The 22,944-nt window shown below is 68.8% G+C and carries 19 protein-coding genes; 10 read left to right on the top strand and 9 right to left on the bottom strand.

All coding sequences use genetic code 11. The features are described 5' to 3' along the window. Positions 1 to 269: 269 nt before the first annotated feature. On the bottom strand, positions 270 to 821 hold the full coding sequence (locus tag AB0B76_RS54510) for a glycoside hydrolase domain-containing protein (protein ID WP_360392937.1): 552 nt from the start codon (positions 819 to 821) through the stop codon (positions 270 to 272). Further along, the gene (locus tag AB0B76_RS54505) at positions 721 to 1,257 is read right to left on the bottom strand and encodes a glycoside hydrolase domain-containing protein (RefSeq protein ID WP_360392934.1); all 537 of its coding nucleotides are present in this window, start codon (positions 1,255 to 1,257) and stop codon (positions 721 to 723) included. Before AB0B76_RS54505 ends, AB0B76_RS54510 begins: the two co-directional genes overlap by 101 nt. Before the next feature lie 249 nt (positions 1,258 to 1,506). Here AB0B76_RS54505 and AB0B76_RS54500 point away from each other — a divergent pair, with 249 nt between their 5' ends. Both AB0B76_RS54500 and AB0B76_RS54495 read left to right on the top strand, forming a co-directional pair. After that, on the top strand, positions 1,507 to 1,872 hold the full coding sequence (locus AB0B76_RS54500; RefSeq protein ID WP_360392931.1) for a hypothetical protein: 366 nt from the start codon (positions 1,507 to 1,509) through the stop codon (positions 1,870 to 1,872). After that, on the top strand, positions 1,872 to 2,678 hold the full coding sequence (locus AB0B76_RS54495) for an FHA domain-containing protein (protein WP_360392928.1): 807 nt from the start codon (positions 1,872 to 1,874) through the stop codon (positions 2,676 to 2,678). The genes AB0B76_RS54500 and AB0B76_RS54495 overlap by 1 nt, the downstream gene beginning before the upstream one ends. A gap of 28 nt (positions 2,679 to 2,706) precedes the next feature. Here AB0B76_RS54495 and AB0B76_RS54490 read toward each other — a convergent pair whose 3' ends face one another. After that, positions 2,707 to 4,242: a serine/threonine-protein kinase gene (locus AB0B76_RS54490; protein WP_360392925.1), complete on the bottom strand. Its 1,536-nt coding sequence runs from the start codon at positions 4,240 to 4,242 to the stop codon at positions 2,707 to 2,709. Between the two features lie 142 nt (positions 4,243 to 4,384). After that, on the bottom strand, positions 4,385 to 5,452 hold the full coding sequence (locus tag AB0B76_RS54485; RefSeq protein ID WP_360392923.1) for a M23 family metallopeptidase: 1,068 nt from the start codon (positions 5,450 to 5,452) through the stop codon (positions 4,385 to 4,387). Between the two features lie 153 nt (positions 5,453 to 5,605). On the opposite strand from AB0B76_RS54485, the gene AB0B76_RS54480 reads away from it, so the two are divergent. Next, positions 5,606 to 6,148, top strand: a complete 543-nt coding sequence (locus AB0B76_RS54480) for a hypothetical protein (protein WP_360392920.1) — start codon at positions 5,606 to 5,608, stop codon at positions 6,146 to 6,148. Positions 6,149 to 6,535: 387 nt separating this feature from the next. Here AB0B76_RS54480 and AB0B76_RS54475 read toward each other — a convergent pair whose 3' ends face one another. Then, positions 6,536 to 6,682 (bottom strand): hypothetical protein, encoded by a 147-nt coding sequence (locus tag AB0B76_RS54475; protein WP_360392917.1) that lies wholly within the window; start codon positions 6,680 to 6,682, stop codon positions 6,536 to 6,538. Between the two features lie 314 nt (positions 6,683 to 6,996). Here AB0B76_RS54475 and AB0B76_RS54470 point away from each other — a divergent pair, with 314 nt between their 5' ends. Then, the gene (locus tag AB0B76_RS54470) at positions 6,997 to 7,899 is read left to right on the top strand and encodes a transposase (RefSeq protein ID WP_360392913.1); all 903 of its coding nucleotides are present in this window, start codon (positions 6,997 to 6,999) and stop codon (positions 7,897 to 7,899) included. Positions 7,900 to 7,925: 26 nt separating this feature from the next. Here the strand turns inward: AB0B76_RS54470 and AB0B76_RS54465 are convergent, their stop codons facing one another. Together AB0B76_RS54465 and AB0B76_RS54460 are read right to left on the bottom strand one after the other, a co-directional pair. Continuing rightward, positions 7,926 to 10,145: an MMPL family transporter gene (locus AB0B76_RS54465; protein ID WP_360392910.1), complete on the bottom strand. Its 2,220-nt coding sequence runs from the start codon at positions 10,143 to 10,145 to the stop codon at positions 7,926 to 7,928. Positions 10,146 to 10,429: 284 nt separating this feature from the next. Continuing rightward, positions 10,430 to 11,500 (bottom strand): alpha/beta hydrolase, encoded by a 1,071-nt coding sequence (locus AB0B76_RS54460; protein WP_360392907.1) that lies wholly within the window; start codon positions 11,498 to 11,500, stop codon positions 10,430 to 10,432. Positions 11,501 to 11,596: 96 nt separating this feature from the next. Between AB0B76_RS54460 and AB0B76_RS54455 the strand changes: the two genes are divergently transcribed. The 3 genes from AB0B76_RS54455 (at position 11,597) to AB0B76_RS54445 (ending at position 15,541) form a co-directional block, all read left to right on the top strand. After that, positions 11,597 to 12,763 carry a sensor histidine kinase gene (locus tag AB0B76_RS54455; protein ID WP_360392904.1) on the top strand — a complete coding sequence of 389 codons (1,167 nt, stop codon included), beginning with the start codon at positions 11,597 to 11,599 and terminating at the stop codon, positions 12,761 to 12,763. After that, positions 12,760 to 13,479: a response regulator transcription factor gene (locus AB0B76_RS54450; RefSeq protein WP_360392902.1), complete on the top strand. Its 720-nt coding sequence runs from the start codon at positions 12,760 to 12,762 to the stop codon at positions 13,477 to 13,479. Before AB0B76_RS54455 ends, AB0B76_RS54450 begins: the two co-directional genes overlap by 4 nt. Before the next feature lie 433 nt (positions 13,480 to 13,912). Then, a complete protein-coding gene (locus AB0B76_RS54445) occupies positions 13,913 to 15,541 on the top strand; it encodes an Hsp70 family protein (RefSeq protein WP_360392899.1) in 1,629 nt (542 codons plus the stop codon). Positions 15,542 to 15,696: 155 nt separating this feature from the next. Here AB0B76_RS54445 and AB0B76_RS54440 read toward each other — a convergent pair whose 3' ends face one another. Continuing rightward, positions 15,697 to 16,380 carry a response regulator transcription factor gene (locus tag AB0B76_RS54440; protein ID WP_360392896.1) on the bottom strand — a complete coding sequence of 228 codons (684 nt, stop codon included), beginning with the start codon at positions 16,378 to 16,380 and terminating at the stop codon, positions 15,697 to 15,699. Between the two features lie 96 nt (positions 16,381 to 16,476). After that, entirely contained in the window at positions 16,477 to 17,661 is a 1,185-nt protein-coding gene (locus AB0B76_RS54435; RefSeq protein WP_360392894.1) for a sensor histidine kinase, read from the bottom strand. A gap of 307 nt (positions 17,662 to 17,968) precedes the next feature. Here AB0B76_RS54435 and AB0B76_RS54430 point away from each other — a divergent pair, with 307 nt between their 5' ends. The 3 genes from AB0B76_RS54430 to AB0B76_RS54420 all read left to right on the top strand — a co-directional run bounded on the left by AB0B76_RS54430 (position 17,969) and on the right by AB0B76_RS54420 (position 22,816). Next, the gene (locus tag AB0B76_RS54430) at positions 17,969 to 18,397 is read left to right on the top strand and encodes a DUF6220 domain-containing protein (protein ID WP_360392891.1); all 429 of its coding nucleotides are present in this window, start codon (positions 17,969 to 17,971) and stop codon (positions 18,395 to 18,397) included. Then, the gene (locus AB0B76_RS54425; protein WP_360392888.1) at positions 18,394 to 20,433 is read left to right on the top strand and encodes a multicopper oxidase family protein; all 2,040 of its coding nucleotides are present in this window, start codon (positions 18,394 to 18,396) and stop codon (positions 20,431 to 20,433) included. Before AB0B76_RS54430 ends, AB0B76_RS54425 begins: the two co-directional genes overlap by 4 nt. Positions 20,434 to 20,644: 211 nt before the next feature. Beyond that, positions 20,645 to 22,816, top strand: coding sequence for an MMPL family transporter (locus AB0B76_RS54420; RefSeq protein ID WP_360392885.1), 2,172 nt, complete (start codon positions 20,645 to 20,647; stop codon positions 22,814 to 22,816). The last annotated feature ends 128 nt before the right edge of the window (positions 22,817 to 22,944 follow it).

Here is a 22,944-nt window from a genome sequence, read left to right as displayed (position 1 = left end):
CTGACGCTGCAGGCGGCCCGTCAAGCCCGGTCGGGGCGAGCCCCACGCGGCATTGAGGAACCACAGTTACCTCGACGCTCATCATGGGCAGCCCCGCCCGTCGTCTCACCAACCCGATTACACGCTGCCGGGACCAACCCCATTACCGCTATGCCGGGACAGACGACGGACGAGGCACCGACCAAAGCTTGACGCAGAACGTCTTACGCTGATGAGCGGAAGCGTTGTGCGGCAACCACGACAGAGTTCCCGGCGCTATGGTCGGTTGGTCACCTTGGTCTCGGTCGCCCAATTGCTGACGGCCAATCCCACAGGTACTTCGGGTCGCGCAGCGGGCTGGTGTCGGGGATGCCTGGGTACGACGCGACGAAGTCGAGGAAGCCGTGGTCGGTGCCACCGAACACCTGGCCAGAGCCGGGCTCGCCGTAGGCGGGGTCCTGGTTCTGGAAGTACTCTGCCACCAGTTCCGGTCCGCTGCGGTCGAGGTGGCCTTGATCGCGCCACTGCTGCGTGCGGGCCTCCAGCCAGTGCAGTAGCGTGTAGAACCCGTCGTTCGGGTCACGCTGTCCACGCCCAGGTCGCGGCCGGAGACCATGTCGTTGTCGATCTCCACGCTGCCCGATGTGTTGGGTGCTAAGGTCGCGGTTCGCGATCTGGTCGAACGCCCAGTTGTCCGGCAGTGCGAAGCCGAGGTTGCCGCTGTAGCCGGTTGACATGCCGCTAACGAAGCTGCGCGTGGTCAGACCCTCCGCGGCGAGCCGCGAGCAGGTGTTGCGGCAGCTGTACACGCCGATCGCGTAGTAGCCGCCGTCGGCTGCCACCGCGTCCCTGGCGCCTTGGAAGTTGGGGTATGACATTGGTGGTGATCTCGTCGTCGATCGCGTCGAAGTCGACTGCGACGTACAGCACGGTGCCCTGCGGAATGCCGAGGCCACGCGCGGCGGCGCACGCCGCGACGCCGGCGGCGTGCCCCTGATCGTGGTCGAAGTACGCGATGGAGTCGCCGAACTCCTGGTAGATCGGGAAGAATGACAGCCCGTTGTCGTTGATGAGGGCGATCTCGGAGCTGGTGACGCTCAAGTTCACCGGCACGGAGGGCACCCAGCAGCAGACGTCCTTCGTGATCGACGACACCGCGATCAACGTGGGCTGACGCCCGGCCCACCCCGGCCGGATGGCCAGGCTGTAGTGGCCGGTCGAGCGGCCATACGCTCGACCGGCCACTGCACGGTAACGCTCCCAGAAGCTCGCACACATGCACGTGCGTCTGCACCGTCGTGCAAGATCGGGGGTCAAAAGGGCACCAAACGGTACGAGCCGATCGGTCGTTCGCCGGCGCCGAGTGCCGACCCTGGAACCCTCCAGGTTCCGCTCACGGGACGTACCGGTCAGAATCCTCCGGACGGACAACGGGGGGCGCGACCGGCGGAAGCGGGCCCGGTCGAGTGCGACGTCCTCACCTCAAGGCACCACGGTTGGTGGCGCCGATTCCCATAGGAGCGTGGTATGCGTTTGCACCAGCGCATCAAGACCGCATTCGTCGCGGCCGCGGTCGTCGGCGGCACATTGGTCGCGCCGAGCGCGGCCCACGCCTCGAGCGACTGCTACGTCGACGGGAGCTACAACATTTTGTGGTGCGGCAACGTCTACAACGCACCGCTGCGGAGCTCGGCCCGCAACAACGCCAATGTCGTGGACCATCTGCACACGACCTGGAGCTACTTCGGCTGCTGGGTGTACGGAGACTGGCACTCCGGCGGCAACAACGTCTGGTACCTGACCGAAGGCGACCAGTACGGCAACTTCGGTTACGTGGCGGCGGTGTATGTGTACACCGACGTCGACCCGTTCCCGGGGCACCAACACTGTTGATGCGCCGGCCCGCCTACGATTGCCGCATGGGGAGCGACCGCGCCAGCGACCCGGTGCGTCGGGCCGTGCCCTCGAGTGAGTCCGGGCGAGGCATCGTGGTGCAGAGTGCGGACAATCCGCCCACCGTCCTCCACCTCCCGCCCGGCGCCGCCGTGACCTTCGGCCGCGGCGGCCGGGACACCCCGGTCGACCTGGTGCTGCCCGACGCGGCGGTCTCCCGTCTCGCCGGCCGGATCACCGCAGTCGAGGATCACTGGCTGATCAGCAACCTCAGCCTGCGCAGCACCTACGTGATCGAGAACCCGGAAGGCGGCGGCGAGTTTATCAAGCTCGCCCCCCGCCGGCTCGACATGCCGGTGCCGTTCGAGTTCGCCCGGGTCGTCGTGCCCAGCGCCGACCGGCCGTCCTCGTTCTACATATTTGCGCCGCAGCACGTCTACGCCGACCAGCAGGCGCAGCCCGACAGCTCTGGCGACGCTACCCGCGTGGCGTTCCCGTTGGACGAGACCGCGAAGTACTTCAAGGTGCTCGTCGCGCTGTGCGAACCCCGGCTGCGTGACTCGTCCTCGCCGGTGATCCGCACCGTTCCGGAGATCCTCAACCGGCTCGGCGGCGGCGCCGGGCTCTCCCGGTCGGCGGTCAATTTCCACATCGACTACCTTGCCCGCACCAAGCTGCGGATCAGGGCGTCGGCCGCCGACGACGAGCAGGGCAAGGCCGACTGGCAGCGTGCGGCGCTCGTGGCGCTCGCGCTGCAGTTCGACCTGGTGCGCGAGGAGCATCTGGCGCTGCTGCCGCCGTCCTGACCGGCCCGGCACCGCGGACGGCGGCCGGTCAGGACGGAGACGGCCGCGTCACCGGGCGGTATGCGTCGAGGGCCGCGCGCAGGCGCGGCATGTACTCGCGCAGCGCCGGCCGGTCCGGCACGCCGCCCGCCTCGTGGACCTTGGCTTCCGAGGTCCGCCAGGCCGCGACCAGGTTGATCATCGGGTCGCCGGGCACGTCGTGCAGCAGGGGCGCGAAGCGGCAGAGGTAGTCGCCCATGGGCGGGATGGACATCTCCGGCGGGAACGGTGGCTTCGGCTCGGCTTCCCGCTGCGCGGTCGGGAGGTAGTACTGCAGGACGTTCGGCGTCCAGCGTGCAATGCCGTATTCGTTCTTCGCCGGGTCGCTCAGGTCCGGGTCGAAGTTGCTCTCCGCCTTGAGGATCGCGGCGACGAGATAGGGCGTCACCGCGGGCTCGCTCGGGCACTTGGTGCCCGCCTCGATGATGAGGTCGTAGTACTGCCGCGGGATGTCGGCGTCGGTGCGGAAGTACCGCTCGTAACCGGCCGCGGTCGGGCTGGTCGATGCGGCCGGGTCGGCCGTGCCCGCCGCTTGTTCGAGGCTGGCGTATGCGACGCTGCTCGCGACGGTCACCGCGGCGACACCGGCCATCGCCAGCACCCCGAACGGCCGCCTGAGGCGGCCGGCGGGCGCGCCGGCCTTTTCGGCCGCGACGCACGCCCGCTGCCGCAGGCTCTCCGCCGTGTGCCGCAGCCGGGCATGGTGATCCGGTGCGAGGCAGTCGACGATGAACGCGCGCCACCGCGGTGTCAGGCCGTCCGGCAGGGTGAGCTCGGCGCGGCCCTCGGCGAACTGGCAGGCCGCCGCCGTCCGGGCGCGGGAAGTGACGCCGGCGAACGGCAGCCGCCCGGTGAGCAGCTGGCACGCGGTGACCCCAAGGGCCCAGATGTCGGAGGTCTGCCGGACCGCGACCCCGCCCGCCCGCAGCCCCTCGGCCCAGCGCTCCGGCGGGACGTAGTCGGCGGTACCGCCGGGGGGCAGGTAGGCGTGCGTGCCGTCCAGCTCCGCGGCGAGGCCGAAGTCGGCGAGCCGGACGGAGCCGTCGGCCATCAGCAGGATGTTGCTCGGCTTGAGATCGCCATGCACCCAGCCGGCCTCATGCAGGTAGGCCAGGCCCGCGCACACCTCGGCAATCAACCGGCCCGCGTCCGGCAGCCCGCCGTCGGTTGCGGCGAGCGCCGTGGCGGCCGAGCCCTCCGCGAGCTCCAGCGCGATCACGGTGGCACCGTCGAGCACGGGCTGTGCTGGGTCGTCGACGACGAGGCTGTCGAGGACCTTGATCAGATTGGGATGGCTGAGCCGGCGGTGTGCGGCAAGTTCGCGGCCGGCCATGTCGGCCAGGTGGGACAGCCGGCGCGCGGTGAGCGTGCCGGTTGGGATGAACTTGAGCGCCGCCTCCTCGCCGGTGTCGCGGACGGCGGCGTACACCGTGCTCCAGTTGCCGCTGGCCAGCGCGCGCGTCACCCGCCACGAACCGACGCGGTAGCCATCTGGCACGCGCACCGTCCGAGGCGCTTCGGTCATCCGTCCTCCGCCTCCCGAGGAACCGATAACATGCCGGTCATCGATGGATGATTACACGGACTCACCCCGCTGGGTCAATGGGTAGCCAGAGATGAGCAACCGGCCCGGTGAGGTGTCCCACCGGGCCGGGTCGCGAAGCCGATCAGCAGTTCGGGATGTCGGCGCCGTTGTTGTCCTTGGCCTGGTCGTTGCCCCAGCGGCTCAGGTAGTACGCCGAAACCCACTGGTTCTGCCACGGATTGCCGGAGTCCAGGTCGGTCTTCAGCCACCAGTGGTTGTAGCTGCTGCCGACCTGCACGATCGGGCCCCACGTCCGGCAGTACGCGTAGTTGAGGCCGGCGTTGAGGGTGCCGGTCTGGGTGCCGCCCGGAGTCGAGCGTCCCGGCGCGTTGGCAAACGTGTCCACCCAGTACTTCGTGGCGGCGCAGTTCGGGATGTCGGCGCCGTTGTTGTCCTTGGCCTGGTCGTTGCCCCAGCGGCTCAGGTAGTACGCCGAAACCCACTGGTTCTGCCACGGATTGCCGGAGTCCAGGTCGGTCTTCAGCCACCAGTGGTTGTAGCTGCTGCCGACCTGCACGATCGGGCCCCACGTCCGGCAGTACACGTAGTTGAGGCCGGCGTTGAGGGTGCCGGTCTGCGTACCGCCCGGAGTCGAGCGTCCCGGCGCGCTGGCAAACGTGTCCACCCAGGACACGCCGGAAGGCGTGGACGGCGTGGTGGTCCCTCCGGTGCGCAGGTCGACCCCTCGGGCGGCCATGAAGCCCACCGGGTCCACCGTGTCACTGTCGTCGTTCGACGGGCCGTTGTGCGTCTGGAAGTGCAGGTGCGGGCCGGACGAGTTCCCCGACGTGCCGACATAGCCGATCACCTGACCGGTGCTGACGGTGTCGCCGACGTTCACCAGCGGCCGCTGGACCATGTGGCAGTACAGGGTGGCGGTGCCGTCGAGATGGTCGATGCCGACGTACCAGCCGCACCCCTGGACCGACGGACTCCCGTCCTGATCACAGGTTCCGACGGACACGTTGCAAACAACCTGGTCCACCCGGCCGGCGTGGGCCGCATAGATCGGCGTCCACCGCGCGGCGATGATGTCGACGCCGTGGTGCTGGCCGGGACCCGGGCCGGTGAAACCCTGGCCGAGCGTTCCGTCCACCGGTTTCACCCACGACGCCGCCTGGGCCGAGCCGGCGAGACCGATCTGGATCACCCCAACGGACGCGAGCGTCAGCGTTACCGCGGCCGCGACTCGTTGCCATGCGCGTTTCACATGCTCCCCCAAATGTAGATGGATGCGTTGTGGCGGCCCTGATAGGCCGCGCGCCGCGCACAGAATCGTGGGGACGGGCGATCAGCGGTACCTGTGAGCTTCGAGGTGGCGCGGCGCATCCGTACGGTGCCGGCCGACGTCCTGCACGTCGGCTTGGGCGTGCCGTACCTGGCCTCCACGATCGGCTTCGCGATCGCGCTCGCCGCCATCCTCGTGCTCTGGTACGCCAGCGAACGCACCTTGTCCATCCACAGCATCACCACGCCGCGCCGGGAGCTGTTCTACTGGGCCACCGTGCTGACCACGTTCGCGCTGGGCACCGCGGCCGGCGACCTGACCGCCATGACGTTCGGCTGGGGCTACCTGCTGTCGGGCATCATCTTCGCCGCCGCAATCGCCGTGCCGGCGCTCACCTTCCGCACCGGCACGCTGAGCGCCGTCGCCGCGTTCTGGACCGCGTACGTGATCACCCGCCCGCTCGGGGCCTCCTTCGCGGACTGGATGGGCGTCTCACACGATCGCGGCGGCCTGGGCCTGGGAACCGGCCCGGTGACGGCGGCCTGGGCCGGGCTCATCGTCGTCCTGGTCGGCTACCTGGCCATCACCCGCGCGGACACCGAGCCTGCCGGCCGCTGAGCCGCGCCGGTCCGAGCGGTCGACACCAGGAGCTAAGCCGGCTTACTGTGGCGCTCGACCTCGGCTTCCGCAACGGCGCGCTGATCTTCGGCGGTCCGCCCAGGCAGACTGCGCATCTGTTGTCACCAGCCTGATGAACACCCTGAACACGTTCGACGGGGTCTGACGCGGGAGTGCGACGCGCCTGGAGCAGCAGGAGTCAGCAGCGCTCTGATCACGCGCAGCTCGCAAGCGTCCCTACGCGATCACAACCCGAGGCGCCAGCGGCGCCGAACGCCCCGCCTGGCGAACGCCCACGGCGGCGACGAACGTCACCGCCTACCCGATTCGCCGCGTGGCAACCTGACACGCGCCAATCGCCGAAACCCAATCGTTGAACCGGCGCCTCTAGTGCCGGAGCGCCCTTCGGACACCGTGCAGGCGGCGGATGTCGTAATGGCCGTGGCCGCAGGTGTGGACCTCGTCGCAGACCGGGATCTTGCCCCAGGGCAGGTGCTTGACCTGCCGGTACAGGGTGGGCTGGTTCTTCTTCACGACGAACACGTGGGCGGCCTTGGCCGTCTGCCGGCTCGTCCGGTGACGCGTCCTCGATCCCGGCGATCAACGCGGCCTCGAACTCGGGTTGTGCTGAGAAGAACACGTCGCGCTAGTGGGGCAGCCGCACTTGAGTGATTTTGGCTGGTAGCCGGCTTGTGTGGGGGCGGTGATCATAGGGGCAGCCGCCCCTCGATGATCGAGTTGTGACGCAAGATAACCGTGGGGCGGCTGTGGCTGCCATGGTAGAGGGTGCCCTCGCAGTGGAGAACCTGGCCGTGCTGCATCGACGGCTACGACCGTATTTCCGGCGGGTGGAACCGTTCGAGCAGGCGGGGAAGTACGTGGCCGCGCTGGTCAGTGATCTGCCGCGGAAGAACGGCTGGACGATCGCGGAGCATGCCGGTGACGGGTGTCCGGACCCGACGCAGCGGTTGTTGAACCATGCGGTGTGGGACCACGACGCGGCGATGGCGGCGATGGCGGGTTCGTGGTCGAGGCGTTGCGCGGTCAGCCTCTCGTCGTGGCGGTGTTGGATCGGATATGTGCTGCGGGTGGGCCGGGCGTTCCACACCGACCTGGCCGCGGGAATGCGGCTACGCGCTGACGCGGTGGTGAGCACGGTGTCGTCCACTCAGGACAGTTGGCAGATCCAGGCGGTACCCGGGTCCAAGGGCGACCGGCGGTACGCCTGGGCGTGGGTCGCGACGAGCAGCCCGCACCATGTTCTGTTGCTACGCAGGCATCTGCAGACCGGTGAGGTCGCCTACCACTACTGCCACGTCCCGCCGGGTCGGCAGGTCCCGCTGATGACGTTGGTGCGGATGGCATGCCTGCGCTGGCCGGTCGAGGAGGACTTCGAGTTCGGCAAGGACCACTTCGGCCTCGACCACTCCCAGGTCCGCCTCTACACCGCTCTGACCCGCCACCTCGTCCTCGCGATGGCTGCCCTCGCCGTCTGCGCGGTCACCGCCGCCCAGGCGAAAACCCGTGCCCCAGCGCCGATCCTGCCCAGCAGCCCGAACGAGAACCCACCAACGGACACCGGCCTGATCGCGTTCACCGTCGCAGAGATCAAACGACTGTTCGTCCTCATCACCCGCCGGCCACACACCGACGCGCACCACCTGCACTGGACCTGGTGGCGACGACGCCACCAAGCCCGCGCACGATGGTTCCACCACCGCACCCGACTCGCCCGACAAGCCACAACATAATCACCCCGATAAGTGCGGCTGCCCTACTAGGCTCTTACATTTTGTGCTGTTACGAGGTCGGACTCGGGCATGGTGGCGGGCTGCTCCTCCGCGGGCGGCTCGATGGCCAGGTGCGGCAGGTGGCGGTCCAGCCAGCGGGGCAGCCACCAGTTGGCCCGGCCGCACAGGTGCATCACGGCCGGTACGAGCACCGTGCGCACGACGAACGCGTCGAGCGCCACGGCGGCGGCCAAGCCGACGCCGAATTCGGCGATGCTGCGCTGTCCTATGAACACGAACGCGATGAACACGGCAATCATGATCTTCGCCGCGGCGGTGATCACCCGTGCGGTGTGGGTCTGGCCGACGAGCACCGACCGCGCGTTGTCACGGGTGCGCGACCATTCCTCGGCCATCCTGCTGATCAGGAATACCTGGTAGTCCATGGACAGGCCGAACAGGATCGCCAGCACCAGCCCGGGCAGGTAGCCGTCGACCGGGCTGGGCGCGCCGAGGCCGAAGAGCCTGGTACCCCAGCCCCACTGGAAGAACGCGGTGAGCACGCCGAAGGAGGCCGCCGCCGCCAGCAGGTTCATCACCGCTGTGATCGCGGGGATGAGCAGGCTACGGAAGGCGAGCACGAGCAGCAGGAAGCTGAAGCCCACGATTGCGGCGAGGAGCCAGGGCAGCTTGGCACTGGTGACCGCCGCGAAATCGTCGAACGTAGCTGTCTCTCCGCCGACGTAGACCCGGAGCGTAATTCCGTGCGTGTAGCGCGGTATGACGGTATTCCGCAGTTGGGTGATCAGGTTGGAGGTGGCTTCGGCTTCAGGCGCTGTGGTGGGGATGACCTGGATCACCTCGATCACCGGCCCGCCGGCTGGCCCGGTTTGCGCAGGCCCGGTCTGTACGGCGGCCACTCCTGGAACGGCGGTCAGTGCGCGCTCGAGCTCGTCAAGCGCGGTGCGGTCGACCGCGGACTGGGGCTGGGCGACCAGGAGCAACGGGCCGTTGAAGCCCGGCCCGAACCCTTCAGCGAGCATCGTGTAGGCCCGATAGGTGGTGCTTGAGGTGGGGTTGTTGGACTCGTCGGAGGCGCCAAGCCGCAGGTGCAGCACGGGAACGGACACCACGATCATCACCGTGAGCCCCGCGGCGGCGAGTACGGCGGGGAATCGTGCCACGGTGCGTGACCAGCGCGCCAACATGCCGCCAGCGCTCTCTGTGCGGTCCGGCCCGTCGGCCTGCAGCCGGCGGCGTTGCCTGCGGCTCAGCACGCGCAGGTCGAACACGCCGAACAGTGCGGGCAGCAGCGTGATGGCCGCGAGCACGGTGCACGCCACGGTGAGCGCCGCCGCGACGGCCAGCCCGTTGAGGAAGCTAAGGCCGATGGTGAGCAGGCCGAGCAGGGCGATGACCACCGTGCCCGCGGCGAACAGGACCGCGCGGCCCGATGTGTTGAGCGCGAGGACGGCCGAGTATTCCGGGTCCAGCCCGGACTGCAGGCCGCGGCGGTACCTGGTCACGACGAACAGGGCGTAGTCGACGCCGACGCCGAGGCCGATCAGCGCTCCGAGAACCGGCGCGAGGCCGGTCACGGACATCAGGTGGCTGAGCGGCGCCATGAGCATCAGGCCGCTGCCCACGCCTGCCACCGCGGTCACGATCGGCAGCGCCATCGCGACCAGCGACCCGAACGCGACGAGCAAGATGACCGCGGCCGCGGCGATGCCGATCACCGACGCGATCGACGTCGGCGCCGTCTCGGTGTTCGAGATGGCCCGGCCGCCAAGCTCAACCGCAAGGCCGGGCTCCCGGGCGGCCGTCGTCGCCGCGATCACCTGGTTGATGTCGGCCTTGTCCAGGTCGTCGGCCGCCTTGGTGAAGTTCACGGTGGCGTACGCGGTGCGCCCGTCCGGGCTTATCTGGACCTCGCCGCCTGGCAGGTATGGGCTGGCGACCGAGGCCACCTCGGGCAGGTGCGACAACCGCGCGAGCATCGCCGACATCCGCTGTTCGATGGCGGGATCTTCGACGCTGCCGTGGCTCACCTGCCAGACGATCCGGTCGGAGTCGCCCGCGTGGGCCGGCGCCGACCGCAGCAGCAGTTCCTGGGCGCTGCCCGAACCGGTGCCGGGCAGTGCGAGCGAGTTGTCATACGACGTCTTCACCGCATGCGACATCACCGCGAGGCCGATGAGCAGACCTATCCAGGCAGTGATCACCACGAAGCGGTGCCGGTAGCACCAGCGGGCAAGAGCTGGCATAGTCGTTCCTTTCTTTCGGTTCGGCTCCGAATCGTCTGGGTCGCAGTCGCCCCAGACGTCGGCCGGCCGCAGCGGTTGCGCAAGGCGTTACCGCGCCATCGGCTGCGGCTTCCGGCTTCGGCTACCGCGTTGGCAGTAGTTCGGTCGCGGATGGCGAGGGCGGTTGCTGACCGTCCCGGTATGTCGGCGGGGTGAACGGTCCGCCTACCCAGGAGTCTCACGTCCGCGCGGGCAGGCATTGCGGCTTGCCGGACGTGGCGAAGCAGATGCACTGCGCCACGTCGTTACTGAGCGCTAGGAACGGAACTGGCGAAGCTCAGGAGAAGTGCGGCGGTCCGCGGCGGATCCTCGATCATGGGTGAGTGTCCAGCACCCGGCACGAGCTCGACGCTCGCGCCTGCGACGGCGCGGTATTGCTCGGCGGAGGAGGATGGAAACCTCTGGTCCTGCTCGCCGAAGATCACCAGCAGTGGTTTGCCGAGGACCGTGAGCCGATCCGGGAGCGGACGCCGTTGCAGATAGTCATCGGACGCGTGCGATGTCGCGGTGAGCGCGTGGTAGGTCATGCCGCGGGTATCGTCGACAAGCTCCTGCGGGATCTTCTTGAAACCTGGCGCGAACGCGGAGCTCATACCCCGGCGGACGATCCCGTCGGTCCGAAGCCGCCACAGGAGTTGCCCCAGCACGGGAGTGAAGATGAGATTGCCGACGGCCCCGGAGGAGACGAATGCGTCCAGGCGGGGTCCGGTGTCGATGAGTGCTATCGCGGTCACCAGGTCGTCTCGTTGCTCGGTGAGGGCCGTGGCGACGTAGCCGCCGGTGGAGTGGCCGACCACGATGGCGTGCTTGACGCCGAGCCGGTCCAGTGCCTGGCCGACCCGGTGGGCCTGCTGTTCCATCGCGTAGACGTCGCCGGTCGGTTTGGCGGACCGGCCGTGCCCGAGCAGGTCGACCCGGATGACGCGATAGGACGTGGCCAACATCGGCACCACCTGATCCCACGAGCGCATTGAGCTGCCGAGCCCGTGGATCAGCACGAGGGCGGGGGCGTCGCGGGGGCCGTCCTGGCTCACGTAGATGTTCCCGCCGTCAACAGGCAGGGGCGAGTCCCCGGTGGCGTCGGCGTCCTGCCCGTCCACCAACACGGTGTTTCCCAGGAGCAGCCCGACGATCGCGAGGAGGACTGCCGCGGCGACGATACGACGCCGTCGGCGTTTGGTCGTCGGTCTCGGGTGCGGTCGTGCAAGAGATCGCATGATCCTGCATTCCTTTCGGTTCGGCTCCTCATCGTCCGGATCTCGGCCGCCCCGGTCGTCGGCCAGCCGCAGCGATTGCCCAAGGGGGTACCGCGCCATCCGGTGCGGTTTGCGGCATCGCCTACTGCGTTCGCAGTAGTTCAGTCGCGGATGGCGAGGGCGACTGCTTACAGTCCAGGTATGTGGGTGATTGCCTTGAGCAGGCTGATGGCCAGGCAGCAGGTGCTGCTGCTTTCGGCGATCATGTCGATGGTGCTGTTCGCGGTGGTGACGATCCCCGCCGACGTACGGCACGCGCTGAGCTCCCACCAGCCCCTGAACTGGGCGGTGTCCGTCGCGGTCTACGCGGCTCTGGTGATGCGCCGGCGGTTCCCGATCGCCACCGTGGCGGTCGCCGTCATCGGGTCGGTGGTGCTGATGGCGGACGGCATGGTCTACCCGCTGACCTTGCCGGCGGTCTTCTACGTGCTGTACTCGATCGCGCTGGAGTCCGGTCCGGGCCGGACGCTCGCGTTCGGTGTCGCCGTCAAGGCGGCGCTGCTCACCGCCTCGCTCATCACCCATCCCGGCATCACCGGCTTCGTCGTGCTGCTGTGGGCGGCCCTGGCGGTGACCACCGGCAGCGCCGCCCGCAGCCACCATGCCTACGTCGCCGAAGCCGACGAGCGCGCCAGGCGTGCCGAGCAGGCCAGGGAGGACGAGGCGAAGCGCCGCGTTGCCGAGGAACGGCTGCGGATCGCCCGGGAACTGCACGACGCCGTCGGGCACCACGTCGCCCTGATCAACGTGCAGGCCGGCGCGCTGGTTTGCCTGCTCGATGACGAGGACCGGTCACAGGCCAGGGAGTCGGTCGCGCACATCCAGCGGGCCAGCGAGGAAGCCCTCGAGGACCTGCGGCTGACCGTCGGGCTGCTGCGCGACCCCGGCCTGGAACCGACAGAGCCGGCGCAGCCGGTGCCGGGACTTGACCAACTGGAGGAGCTGATCGACTCATTCGCCGGCGCGGGCCTGCGGGTCACCCGCGAGGTGACCGGCCACGCCAGGCCGCTGCCCGAAGCGGTGGAACTGACCGCCTACCGGGTCATCCAGGAGTCGCTGACCAACACCCGAAAGCACGCGAACTGCGACACTGCGGTGGTCCGGCTCGGGTACGCGCCTGGGGCGCTCCGGCTGACCGTCGAGGACGACGGCAAGGCGGTCACCCAGGGCGGCCGGCGCATGCCCGAAGGGCACGGCATCGTCGGCATGCGGGAGCGGGTGGCCGCCCTGGGCGGACAGCTGTCGGCAGGGCCGGGGCCCGACGGAGGCTACCGCGTCTTCGCCGAGCTTCCGCTGCGAGCGGCCGGGATCGAGGGCTCGTGACCGAGACCGCGCCCGCCACGCTGGCGCCCGCCGCCACGGCACCGACCCGAGTGGTCCTCGCCGACGACCAGGAACTCATCCGTGCGGGCCTGCGACTGGTGATCGACCGTGCGCCAGGGCTGGAAGTAGTGGGCGAGGCGGCCACCGGCCACGACGCTGTCCAGGTCGCTCGCGAGGCACGTGCCGACGTCGTCTTGATGGACATCCGGATGCCGGGCCTTGACGGGCTGGCTGCCACCCGGCGGATCGCCGCCGACGACAGCCTCGCCGGGGTACGGGTGCTGATCCTGACGACGTTCGAGATCGACGAGTACGTCTTCGAGGCGCTGCGGTCGGGGGCCAGCGGGTTTCTTGGCAAGGGCGCGCGCCCGGACGCCCTGATCGACGCGATCCGCACAGTCGCCCGCGGCGACGCGCTGCTGTCGCCGTCCGCCACCCGAGGCCTCATCGCCAGATTCCTGACGCTGCACGACAGCGAGCCGGTCCGCCCTTCGCCGTTGCTGGCCACCCTCACCGACCGCGAGCGCGAGGTGGTAACCCTGGTCGCCGATGGGATGTCCAACACGGACATCGCCCGCCAGCTCACGCTCAGCCCACTCACCGTCAAAACCCACGCCAACCACGCCATGACCAAACTCGGCGCACGCGACCGCGCGCAACTCGTCGTGCTCGCCTACCAGACCGGCCTGGCCCGCGCGCCACGTCCCCGGCCGTGAACTACCGCGCCGCCGCGAGGACGACCCCGAGCACCCGCGTCCGGGTACCGCGGCTGCTTCTGCTCTGCGTTGTCGAGCCCGCCGCAGCAACTCGTCGAACACCTCCTCTCCGAACGCGCGGTGCGCGCCCGGTGTGACAGGCCAGCCCGGCCCGTTGAGCCAGAGAGACGGAGTGCACAATGAAGCCCGATATTCCCGAGGTGCTGCGCCGACCGTAGTCCGGTAAAAGTTGTTGTGCGTTCTCGCCGCACTCGCCGTGTTGAGCCAATGGTGTGTATGTATTGCCCGCGCGATGTTTGTGACACAGATCACAGCGAAGATAGTGCGGTCGCGGAATTCGCTGCGACTGCCGCTGGGTGATCGATCGGTTGCTCTAGACTCGCAGCTCGTGGGTGGATGGCGACTAGGTGTCGACTACGGCACCTCCCATACCGTGGCGGTGTTGGGGTGGCCCGATGGACGCGTTCGTCCGCTGGTGTTTGATGGCTCACCCCTGCTGTCCTCATCGGTGTATGCCGATCCCGCCGGGGATCTACTGGTTGGCCGTGAGGCCCTGGCTCGTGTCCAGTCGGATGCCAGCCGGTTTGAGCCCTATCCCAAGCGGCAGATAGACGCGGGTGTTGTTCTACTGGGCGATCAACACATCCCTGTGGCGAATCTGATCACGGCCGTGTTGGCCAGGGTGGCGCAGGAGGCGGCGCGGGTGGCCGGTCGCCCACCAGATGATGTCGTGTTGACCCACCCCGCCGGATGGGGTCCGACCCGCAGGGCGATGTTGCGAACGGCTGCGCAGGCGGCCGGGTTGACGCCAACCGTGATGCTGTCCGAGCCGGTAGCAGCGGCCGGGTACTTTCTGACAGTCGCCGAGCAGCCGATCCCCGTCGGTGCCCCAGTGATGGTCTATGACCTGGGCGGGGGCACCTTCGACGTGTCCGTGGTACGACGGACCGAGGAGGGCTTCGAGATCATTGCCAGTGATGGGCTGCCCGACCTGGGCGGGGCAGACCTGGACGCGCTGGTTGTCGATGTGGTCGGCCAGACCGTCAACCACCACGACCCGCAGACTTGGCGGCGGCTGACCAATCCGGACACGACCGCGGACCACCGCCATGTCCGGGCGCTGTGGGACGCCGCACGGTTAGCGAAAGAGACCCTGTCCCGACGCCCGGTCGCGATCGTCGCGGTGCCGATCGCCGAACGCGAAGTCCAGGTCACCCGCGAGCAGTTTGAACACGCCGCCGCCGCCACCCTGGCCCTGACCACCGACCTGACCCAGACCATGCTTCGCCGTGCGGGGCTAAGCTCCGCCGACCTGGCCGGCATCTTCCTGGTCGGCGGGGCCACCCGCACACCGCTGGTCGCCACGCTCCTGCACCGAGCCACTAGCAAGCCGCCCACCGTCCTCGACCAACCCGAACTGGTCGTCGCTGAAGGTGCCCTGCACGCCACGCCGACAGCCAACCGTTCCCACGCGGCGGCTGTGGTCGCCGGGGCTGACGCGTTGTCATCGACGATTCAGCCGCCGGTCGGGCCGAGCACCCTGTCACCGTTCAACCCGGCGAGTACGGCTGACACCTCCGTGCCGCTGCTGCCCGGCCCGGTCGGGCGCACGCCGCGCACGCCGCGACGCAGCCGTTTGATCGTCCTGGTCCTGGCGGCTGCGTTGCTCCTCGGCGCCGCGGTCACCGTCGTGGCTGTGGCGCTTTCCCAACGATCGGACTTGCAGCTGCAGCCGGTCGCCGGGAACTGGCAAGTCTCAGCCGTGAACCCGGGTTGGACCAGCACCAGCTTGTCGGCGGTGATGAAGCTTGATGCGGATGGGGAGGTGACCGTCACCGGCGACCCATCCGGATACGGATGCACGGGCACGATCAGGAACACCGGAGCCCACAAGCCGTACAAGATCACGCTTGCGGCCAGCTGCGACACGGACAGTCCCTCAGCCGGATCGGAGCTGGACGCAACGCTCGATGCCACCGGCAATCGGCTCACCATCACCACCACGATCAGAAACGCCGCGCCCGGAACTTTGACGAATAGCTATTGGACGCGACGCAACTGATGAATGCGCCCGGAACACCCGTCGCGAATCCTGCCAGATCGGCGCGGCCACGCCTCGATGCCTGCCGGCGTCGTACTCGCAGATCCTGCGCTAACCCGGGGCCCGACTCGTGACCGTGGCATTTGGGATGCCTCGCTGAGGACGGCGCGTTCAGTTCATTTGGGCGGTGGGCCAGGGGGGTCGACCAGGCGGTGCCGGTATGCCAGCGCGACCAGTTGTGCGCGGTCGCGGGCGCCGAGTTTGGCCATGGCGTGGCTGATGTGGGTTTTCGCGGTGGCCTGGCTGATGGACAGGGCCTCGGCGATTTCCTCGTTGCTCATTCCATGTGCGGCCAGTCCGGCGACCTCTCGCTCCCGTTCGGTCAGCTGGGCCAGGGCTTTGGCGTTGACCTGGCGGTTGGGGGAGCGGTCGACGAGCCGGGCAACCAGTCGGCGGGTCAGGCCGGGCGACAGCAGCGCTTCGCCGCCTGCCACGACTCGGATGCCGTGCAGCAGTTGGGCGGGATCCGTGTTCTTGATCAGGAATCCGCTGGCGCCGGCGTCCAGTGCTTCGATGACGTATTCGTCGTGGTCGAACGTGCTGAGGATCAGCACGTGGACATGTGCCAGGTCGGGGGCCCCGGCGATGCGGCGGGTGGCGTCCAGGCCGTCGACATTCGGCATGCGGATGTCCATGAGGACGACGTCGGGTTGGGTTTGTCGTGCCAGGTCTACAGCTGTCGCGCCGTCGGCGGCCTCACCGACCACGATCATCCCCGGCTCGTTGTCGATGAGGACCCGGAACCCGGCGCGGACCAGCGACTCGTCGTCGGCGATGAGGACCCGCAGCGGCTCGGTCACGCCTCACCGCCGGATGGTGTCGGTGGTTGTCGGTCCCTGACCATCCCCGTCGGGCGGGCGCCAGGGCGGCAAGTCATCAGCGAGTGCACGTGGTCATCATGACTCGTCCGGGGTGGGTAAAGCGCACCGCACCTGGAAGCCGCCCTGGGGGTGCGGGCCGGCGCTGAACTGTCCGGACAGGGCCAGGGCCCGCTCTCGCATGCCGCTGATGCCGTGTCCGTTGCGACCGTTGGTGGTGGTATCGCCAGTGCTGGCGGCACGCCCATCGTCACGGACCTGGATCACCACCTGTGAGGGTTCGTACCGCAGGTCGAGCTGGACGGTGCTGGCGCGTCCGTGGCGTAGCACGTTGGTCAGCGCTTCCTGGATGATCCGATAGGCGGCGAGATCAATCGCTGCGGGCAGTGACCGGGCACTGCCGTGGACATTGAGGTTGGGCTCAACCCCCGCCACCCGAACCGGGTCGAGCAGGGCGTCGAGCTGGTCGAGGCCGCCGCGCGGGGTTCGGGGTTCGTCTGGCTCGTTGTCGGAGCGTAGGACTCCCAGCATGGTTTTGACGTCGGTCAGTCCCTGGTCGCTGATGCGTTTGATCGTGGTCAGCGCTTCAGCCGCTTGCGCGGGTCGGGTGGCCAGCAGGTGCATGCCGACCCCGGCCTGCACGCTGATGCTGGCCATGGTGTGGCCGAGAATGTCGTGGAGCTCGCGGGCGATGCGCAACCGTTCCTCGACCACGTGGCGGCGGGCTTGCTCCTCGTGGGTTTGGGCCTCGCGGGCAAGTTGAGCGCGGGTGGCCACCAGCAACGCCCGGTAGTAGCCGACCGCGGTGCCGGCGGCGCCGGCGGTGGCGATCATCCACACGGCGGTGCCGGAGAGTCCGGCCGGCACGCGCGCGCCGAAGGCCAGGTGGATCGCGACCAGCGCGCCCAGCGCGCTCAGCACGGAGCCGGCCAGCCCCCACCGCCACCCACGCAGAGCTGCGAGGGTGTAGCAGGCGATCACCGACGCCAGCGGGATCAGCACGCCGGGAAAGTGGGCGGCAGACCAGATCAGGGCGACCGAGTTGAGGACCACCAGCACCGATACCGGGTAGCGGCGGCGCAGCGCCACCGTGAGCGCCACGACCCCGATCAGCACGACCGCGCCGGCCTCGAGTGGGTGGGGTTTGATGACCCACGGCGGTCCGACGCCGATCCAGCTGGCGGCCAGCAGCAGCACCGCTATCCCGACGCCGACCCCGGCATCGGGGAGGGTCGGTGCGGCCCTGCGCACGGTATTGAGCATCTGTGGTGTCCGCATCCCTCGACATCCTGCCCGCATCCGCGGTCACGCGCATCCGCCGTGAGGCGTGCCTCAGCTACCGCACACGGCGCACCGGCCTACCACCTGCGGATGACGGTACGTCTGCGGGGTGAGCCGCGGAATGCGACCGCCAGCCGACGCGCGTTGCGCGCACCCGCCGCCACGATCAGCGGGACGAGCGCAGAACGAGGAAAGGACCGTTGGCGGCGCGGCGGGACAGGACCGCACGACGCCAACTGTCCGCGGCACGAGTGCCTCGTGATGGGCCCAACCTCAAGGAGTTTCTTCGATGCGTAAGGCTTTTGCCGGGCTGGCGGCCCTGTTCCTGCTGGCCGTCGTTGTCCAGTTCTTCCTCGCCGCCAGCGGCGCGTTCAACACCGCGCCCAACGACGAGTCCTTCCGACCACATCGGACGTTGGGGTACGTGATCTTCCTGCTCGCGGTCGTGCTGGTCATCGTCGCGGCGGTGGCCCGGATGTCCGGTCGGCTCATCGGCATGGCTGGGCTGGTCGCCGGCCTGGTCGTTGTGCAGGTTCTGATCGCGGCACTGGCCAGAGCATTCGATACGGGCGACATCACGACGACGGCCGGGCAGCTCATCTTCGGCCTGCACGCGGTCAACGGCCTGGCCATTGTCGCGGTGAGCATGAGGATCCTCCGGCTGGCGCGAGCGCTGGCGTCCGGACCTGCTGCGGGACCGGCTCCGACGGCGTCATGACCACGGGGCAGTGGATCATCCTGGATGACGCGGTCGCGCTGTTGAGCGCCGCGGCATGGTTTGCGGCCGGCGTCACCGCGGCCCTCGGGCGCGCCCAAGGGGCGCTCGGCCTCCTGGCGGCGGCGGTGCTGGTGAGCCTTGCCCGGATCGCCACGGTGGCGATGCTGGCCGGTCGGGGCTGGTGGTTTGTGCAGGAGAAGGTCCTGCTAGGGCTGCCGATGCTCGCCGCCGGCGGGTTGGCCGCGGTGCTCATCGCTGGACCGACGCTGCGGGAAGCGAGGCGGACGCCGAGCAACGGGCTGCCGGCACGGAGCGTCGTCGCGCTGTTGAGCGCCGCGTACGCGGCGGCGGCCGGTTTCGTGGTGACCTTGCTGATCGGATTCCCCCTCACGTGGAGCACCGCGCTGATCACGGTCTCGCTCGTGTGCACCGGTGCGCTGCTCACCGCACGCGTGCTCGCCGTGAAGGCCGCGGTGGCCGCTGCCGGCGACGCTCCCGTCAACCGTCAGACCGGCGAGATCGGCGCTGGTGTCGCGGCCGGGCAGGTATTGGAGAGTCGGGTCTCGCGTCGCCGGTTCATCCGGGTTGCCGGCGTCGCGGTCGTCGTCGGTGCAGGCGCCTCCGGTGTTGGCGTGTCGCTCATGCCTGTGGAATCCGTCACCACCGGAGGCGGTCGCGTACGCTCGGCTGGCTCACGACCGACGCGGTCGGTTGCCGACCTGCGCGGTGCCGGCACACCGGCTTCCGGCGGTACCCGGCAGCAGCATGTCCTCACCGCTCGGACGGCCAGGGTGCGACTGCCGTCCGGGCGGGAAGTCGACGCATGGGCCTACAACGGGCAGGTCCCCGGTCCGCCGATCACGGTCACTCAGGGTGACCTGGTCGAGGTGGCGCTGCGCAACACCGATATCCAGGACGGCGTGACCGTGCACTGGCACGGCTACGACGTGGCCTGCGGTGAGGATGGCGTACCTGGCCTGACGCAGAACATCGTCGCCCCGGGGGAGGAGTTCGTCTACCGGTTCCGCGCCGACCAGGTGGGAACCTACTGGTACCACACCCACCAGGTGTCAGACCGCGGCGTGCGCAAGGGGCTGTACGGCACCCTCGTCGTGACGCCACGCATCATGCAGCAGGCGGACGCGGCGCCCGGGCAGGTGGATCTGACCCTGCCCGTGCACACCTTCGACGGCACCGTGGTCATCGGGGACTCCGACCAGCGCACCGAACACGCCGTATCCGCCGGCGCTCCGGTACGCCTCCGCTTGATCAACACTGATTCGCAGCCGCACCATTTCGCGTTGGCTGGCACACCGTTTCGGGTGGCGGCCGTTGACGGACGGGATCTCCATGGGCCCGGCGAGGTCAGTGACGTCAGGCTGCGCCTGGCCGCGAGTGGGCGGTACGACCTGGTCTTCGTGATGCCCGACAGGTCCGTGGCGCTCGTGTGCGACAACGACCGCGACGGCGGACTGCGGCTGCGTGCCCAGGACGACCCCACCGGTGCCGGGCCTGGCGTCGAAGACACCTCCGGCTGGCCCGAACTCGACCTTCTCCACTACGGAACCGCGGCCGCCGTGCCGTTCGACACCGGCGCACCCGACCGGCACTTCACGATGGTCCTTGACCGTGGTGTCGCCATGGTCGACGGTGCGCCGACGTACGCACAGACCGTCAACGGTCGAGGCCACCCGTCGATCCCGGACCAACTCGTCACCGAGGGCGACGTCGTGCGATTCACCGTGGTCAACCGGAGCCTGGAGACGCACCCCTGGCACCTCCACGGACATCCCGTGCTGATCCTTTCCAGAAACAGGACACCCTCCTCCGGAAGTCCATTGTGGATGGACACATTCGACGTCCGCCCAGGAGAGGTCTGGGACGTCGCATTCAAAGCCGCAAACCCCGGAATCTGGATGAACCACTGCCACAACCTGCCGCACGCGGATCAGGGAATGATGCTGCGGCTTCGCTACGACGGTGTGACGACGCCATTCGCGCACCCGCCTGCCGCTCACGCCCACCACCACGGCTGATCCACCGTTCGTTGGTCGACACCGCGCCCCCTCCATCGGCCGGCGCAGTGCTCGATCGTGTGGCCCCGCCCACCTTTATCGCGGCGATGCCGGAACAAACCGCCCACTCGGCGGTCTCGCCCACCTGCGCAACGCAACGTCGGACAAGCGCCTCCGCTGACGCGCGTGCCGGCCCGGAATGCACCCAGATGACATGCCCGAGGAGAAGACAATGACGACCGAGACTGCACGTACGGACGGGGCTCTGGCGCGACTAGCCCGGTTCTGCTACCGGCGCCGCCGCCTGGTTCTGCTGACCTGGATCGTCGGCGTGATCGCCATGGCGCTGATCGGCTTCGGCTACGCCGCCGCCCCCGACAACGACTTCTCCGGCGGAAACTCCGACTCCGCCAAGGCGCAAGCGCTGATCGAGAAACACTTCCCCGAGCAGCAGGGGGACACGCTGACTCTCGCGATCAAGGCAGACAAGGGGATCGACGACCCCGCCGCCCGGCAAAAAATCGAGAAGGTCATCGCCGATCTCGAAGCCTCACCGATCACCGGACCGGTGACCTCACCCTATCAAGACAACAACCTGGTGACGCAGGATCGTCGTATCGCCCGTACCACCATCCCGCTGACCGACAAGGACGTGGACAAGAGCCAGGCCAAGCTCCTGGTCGACACGGTCAAGGACGCCTCCGGTGACGGCGTGACGCTGGGCCTGGCCGGGGAAAAGGCGGAAAAGGCCGAGACACCCCCGGGGGGTTCGACCGAGAGCGTGGGCGTACTGGCAGCGGCGGTGATCCTGTTCATCGCCTTCGGGTCACTGGTGGCGATGGGCCTGCCGATCGTGACCGGACTGCTGGCGGTCCTGGGCGGCATCGCCCTGATGAAGCTCGCAGGGCACCTCGTCCCCTCGCCGGATTTCACGGTGCTCGTTACCGCGATGATCGGACTCGGTGTCGGCATCGACTACGCACTGTTCATCCTGACCCGCTACAAGGACAGCCTGCAGGACGGTGACGAGCCCGAGACCGCCACGGTCAAGGCCATCACCAGCGCAGGTCGCGCGGTGCTGTTCGCCGGCACGACCGTCGTGATCGCCCTGCTGGGCCTGATCGCCATGGGGCAGAGGCTGATGACCGGTGTGGCCGTCGGCGCGTCGGTCGGCGTACTGGTCACGATGATCGCCGCGGTGACGCTGCTGCCGGCGTTCCTGGGCTTCACCGGCCACAGGATCGACTCGCTGCGCCTGCCCCGCCGCACGTCCCGCCGGCGCGAGGCTGACGGTGCCCCGCCCCGCCGGACCCTCGCCGAGCGCTGGGCAGGCGTGGTGCAGCGCAAGCCGCTGGTCGCCGCGGCGCTGGCCGGCGCAGGCCTGCTGGTACTGGCCGCTCCGGCGCTGTCGATGCGGCTGAGCTTGCCCGACGCCAGTGTCCAGCCCCACGACCGCAGTAGCTACACCTCGTACACGATCCTCTCCGAGGGCTTCGGTCCCGGCTACGGCGCGCCGCTGATCTTTGCCACCGAGGTCGACGCGAAGAACGCCGATCTGACAAACGCCCTGGACGCTGTCAGGAACACCGACGGCATCGCCTACGTCACGCAGCCTCGGGTCAGCAACGACGGACAGGCCGCCACCTTCATGGCCTTCCCCACGACCGGGTATCAGGATGCGGCGACCGCGGATCTGGTGCACAAGCTGCGCGACGACGTGCTGCCCCACGCATCCGGCGGCGACCGGATCTACCTCGGCGGGCCGAACGCCGGCGCGATCGACTTCTCCGAGGACACCAGCTCGCACCTGCCCCTGATGATCACGGTCGTGATCACGCTGTCGCTGGTGCTGTTGATCGTGCTGGTCCGGTCGGTCACGATCGCGCTGCAGGCCGCTGTGATGAACCTGCTGTCGATCGGCGCTGCCTACGGCGTGCTGGTCGCGATCGTGCAGTGGGGATGGCTCGGCACGGCCTTCGGTTTCCCCACCACCATGCCGATCACGACCTGGGTACCGATGATGATGTTCCCGATCCTGTTCGGCCTGTCGATGGACTACGAGGTCTTCCTGATCTCCCGAATCCGTGAGGAGTACGAGCGCACCGGCGACACCCGCAGCGCCGTCGCTGGCGGGCTGGCGCGGACCGCCAAGGTCATTACGGCCGCAGCCGCCATCATGGTCGCCATCTTCACGACCGCCACGCTCGGCCCCGACGTCTCCGTCAAGCAGATCGGTCTGGGCATGGCCATCGCCGTCCTCGTCGACGCCACCATCATCCGCATGGTCCTCGTCCCCGCGGTGATGGAACTGTGCGGCAAGGCCAACTGGTGGATGCCCGGACGCCGGGCACCGAAGGCAATTTCGGGCACACCGACCAGGATCGGAGAGGACGCCAGGGTATGACCCTCGTCGAGCCGGACTCCGCGCTTTCGGGCGGGACAAAGGACCCTGCACCCTCATCGTGGTACGCCGTGACCTGTCGGGCTATCAGCACCTGCGCCTGACGCTGCAGGCCGACGGCACGTGGTCGG

This window comes from Dactylosporangium sp. NPDC049140, from assembly GCF_040648435.1.
This window is presented reverse-complemented; position numbering and strand designations above follow the sequence as displayed.

Bases quoted from the DNA above. Each gene is read 5' to 3' on its own strand.
- AB0B76_RS54495 (WP_360392928.1), top strand. From the start codon at position 1,872: ATGCGCCGGCCCGCCTACGATTGCCGCATGGGGAGCGACCGCGCCAGC.
- AB0B76_RS54490 (WP_360392925.1), bottom strand. From the start codon at position 4,242: ATGACCGAAGCGCCTCGGACGGTGCGCGTGCCAGATGGCTACCGCGTC.
- AB0B76_RS54500 (WP_360392931.1), top strand. From the start codon at position 1,507: ATGCGTTTGCACCAGCGCATCAAGACCGCATTCGTCGCGGCCGCGGTC.
- AB0B76_RS54430 (WP_360392891.1), top strand. From the start codon at position 17,969: ATGCGTAAGGCTTTTGCCGGGCTGGCGGCCCTGTTCCTGCTGGCCGTC.
- AB0B76_RS54420 (WP_360392885.1), top strand. From the start codon at position 20,645: ATGACGACCGAGACTGCACGTACGGACGGGGCTCTGGCGCGACTAGCC.
- AB0B76_RS54425 (WP_360392888.1), top strand. From the start codon at position 18,394: ATGACCACGGGGCAGTGGATCATCCTGGATGACGCGGTCGCGCTGTTG.
- AB0B76_RS54435 (WP_360392894.1), bottom strand. From the start codon at position 17,661: ATGCTCAATACCGTGCGCAGGGCCGCACCGACCCTCCCCGATGCCGGG.
- AB0B76_RS54460 (WP_360392907.1), bottom strand. From the start codon at position 11,500: ATGGCGCGGTACCCCCTTGGGCAATCGCTGCGGCTGGCCGACGACCGG.
- AB0B76_RS54465 (WP_360392910.1), bottom strand. From the start codon at position 10,145: ATGCCAGCTCTTGCCCGCTGGTGCTACCGGCACCGCTTCGTGGTGATC.
- AB0B76_RS54505 (WP_360392934.1), bottom strand. From the start codon at position 1,257: ATGTGTGCGAGCTTCTGGGAGCGTTACCGTGCAGTGGCCGGTCGAGCG.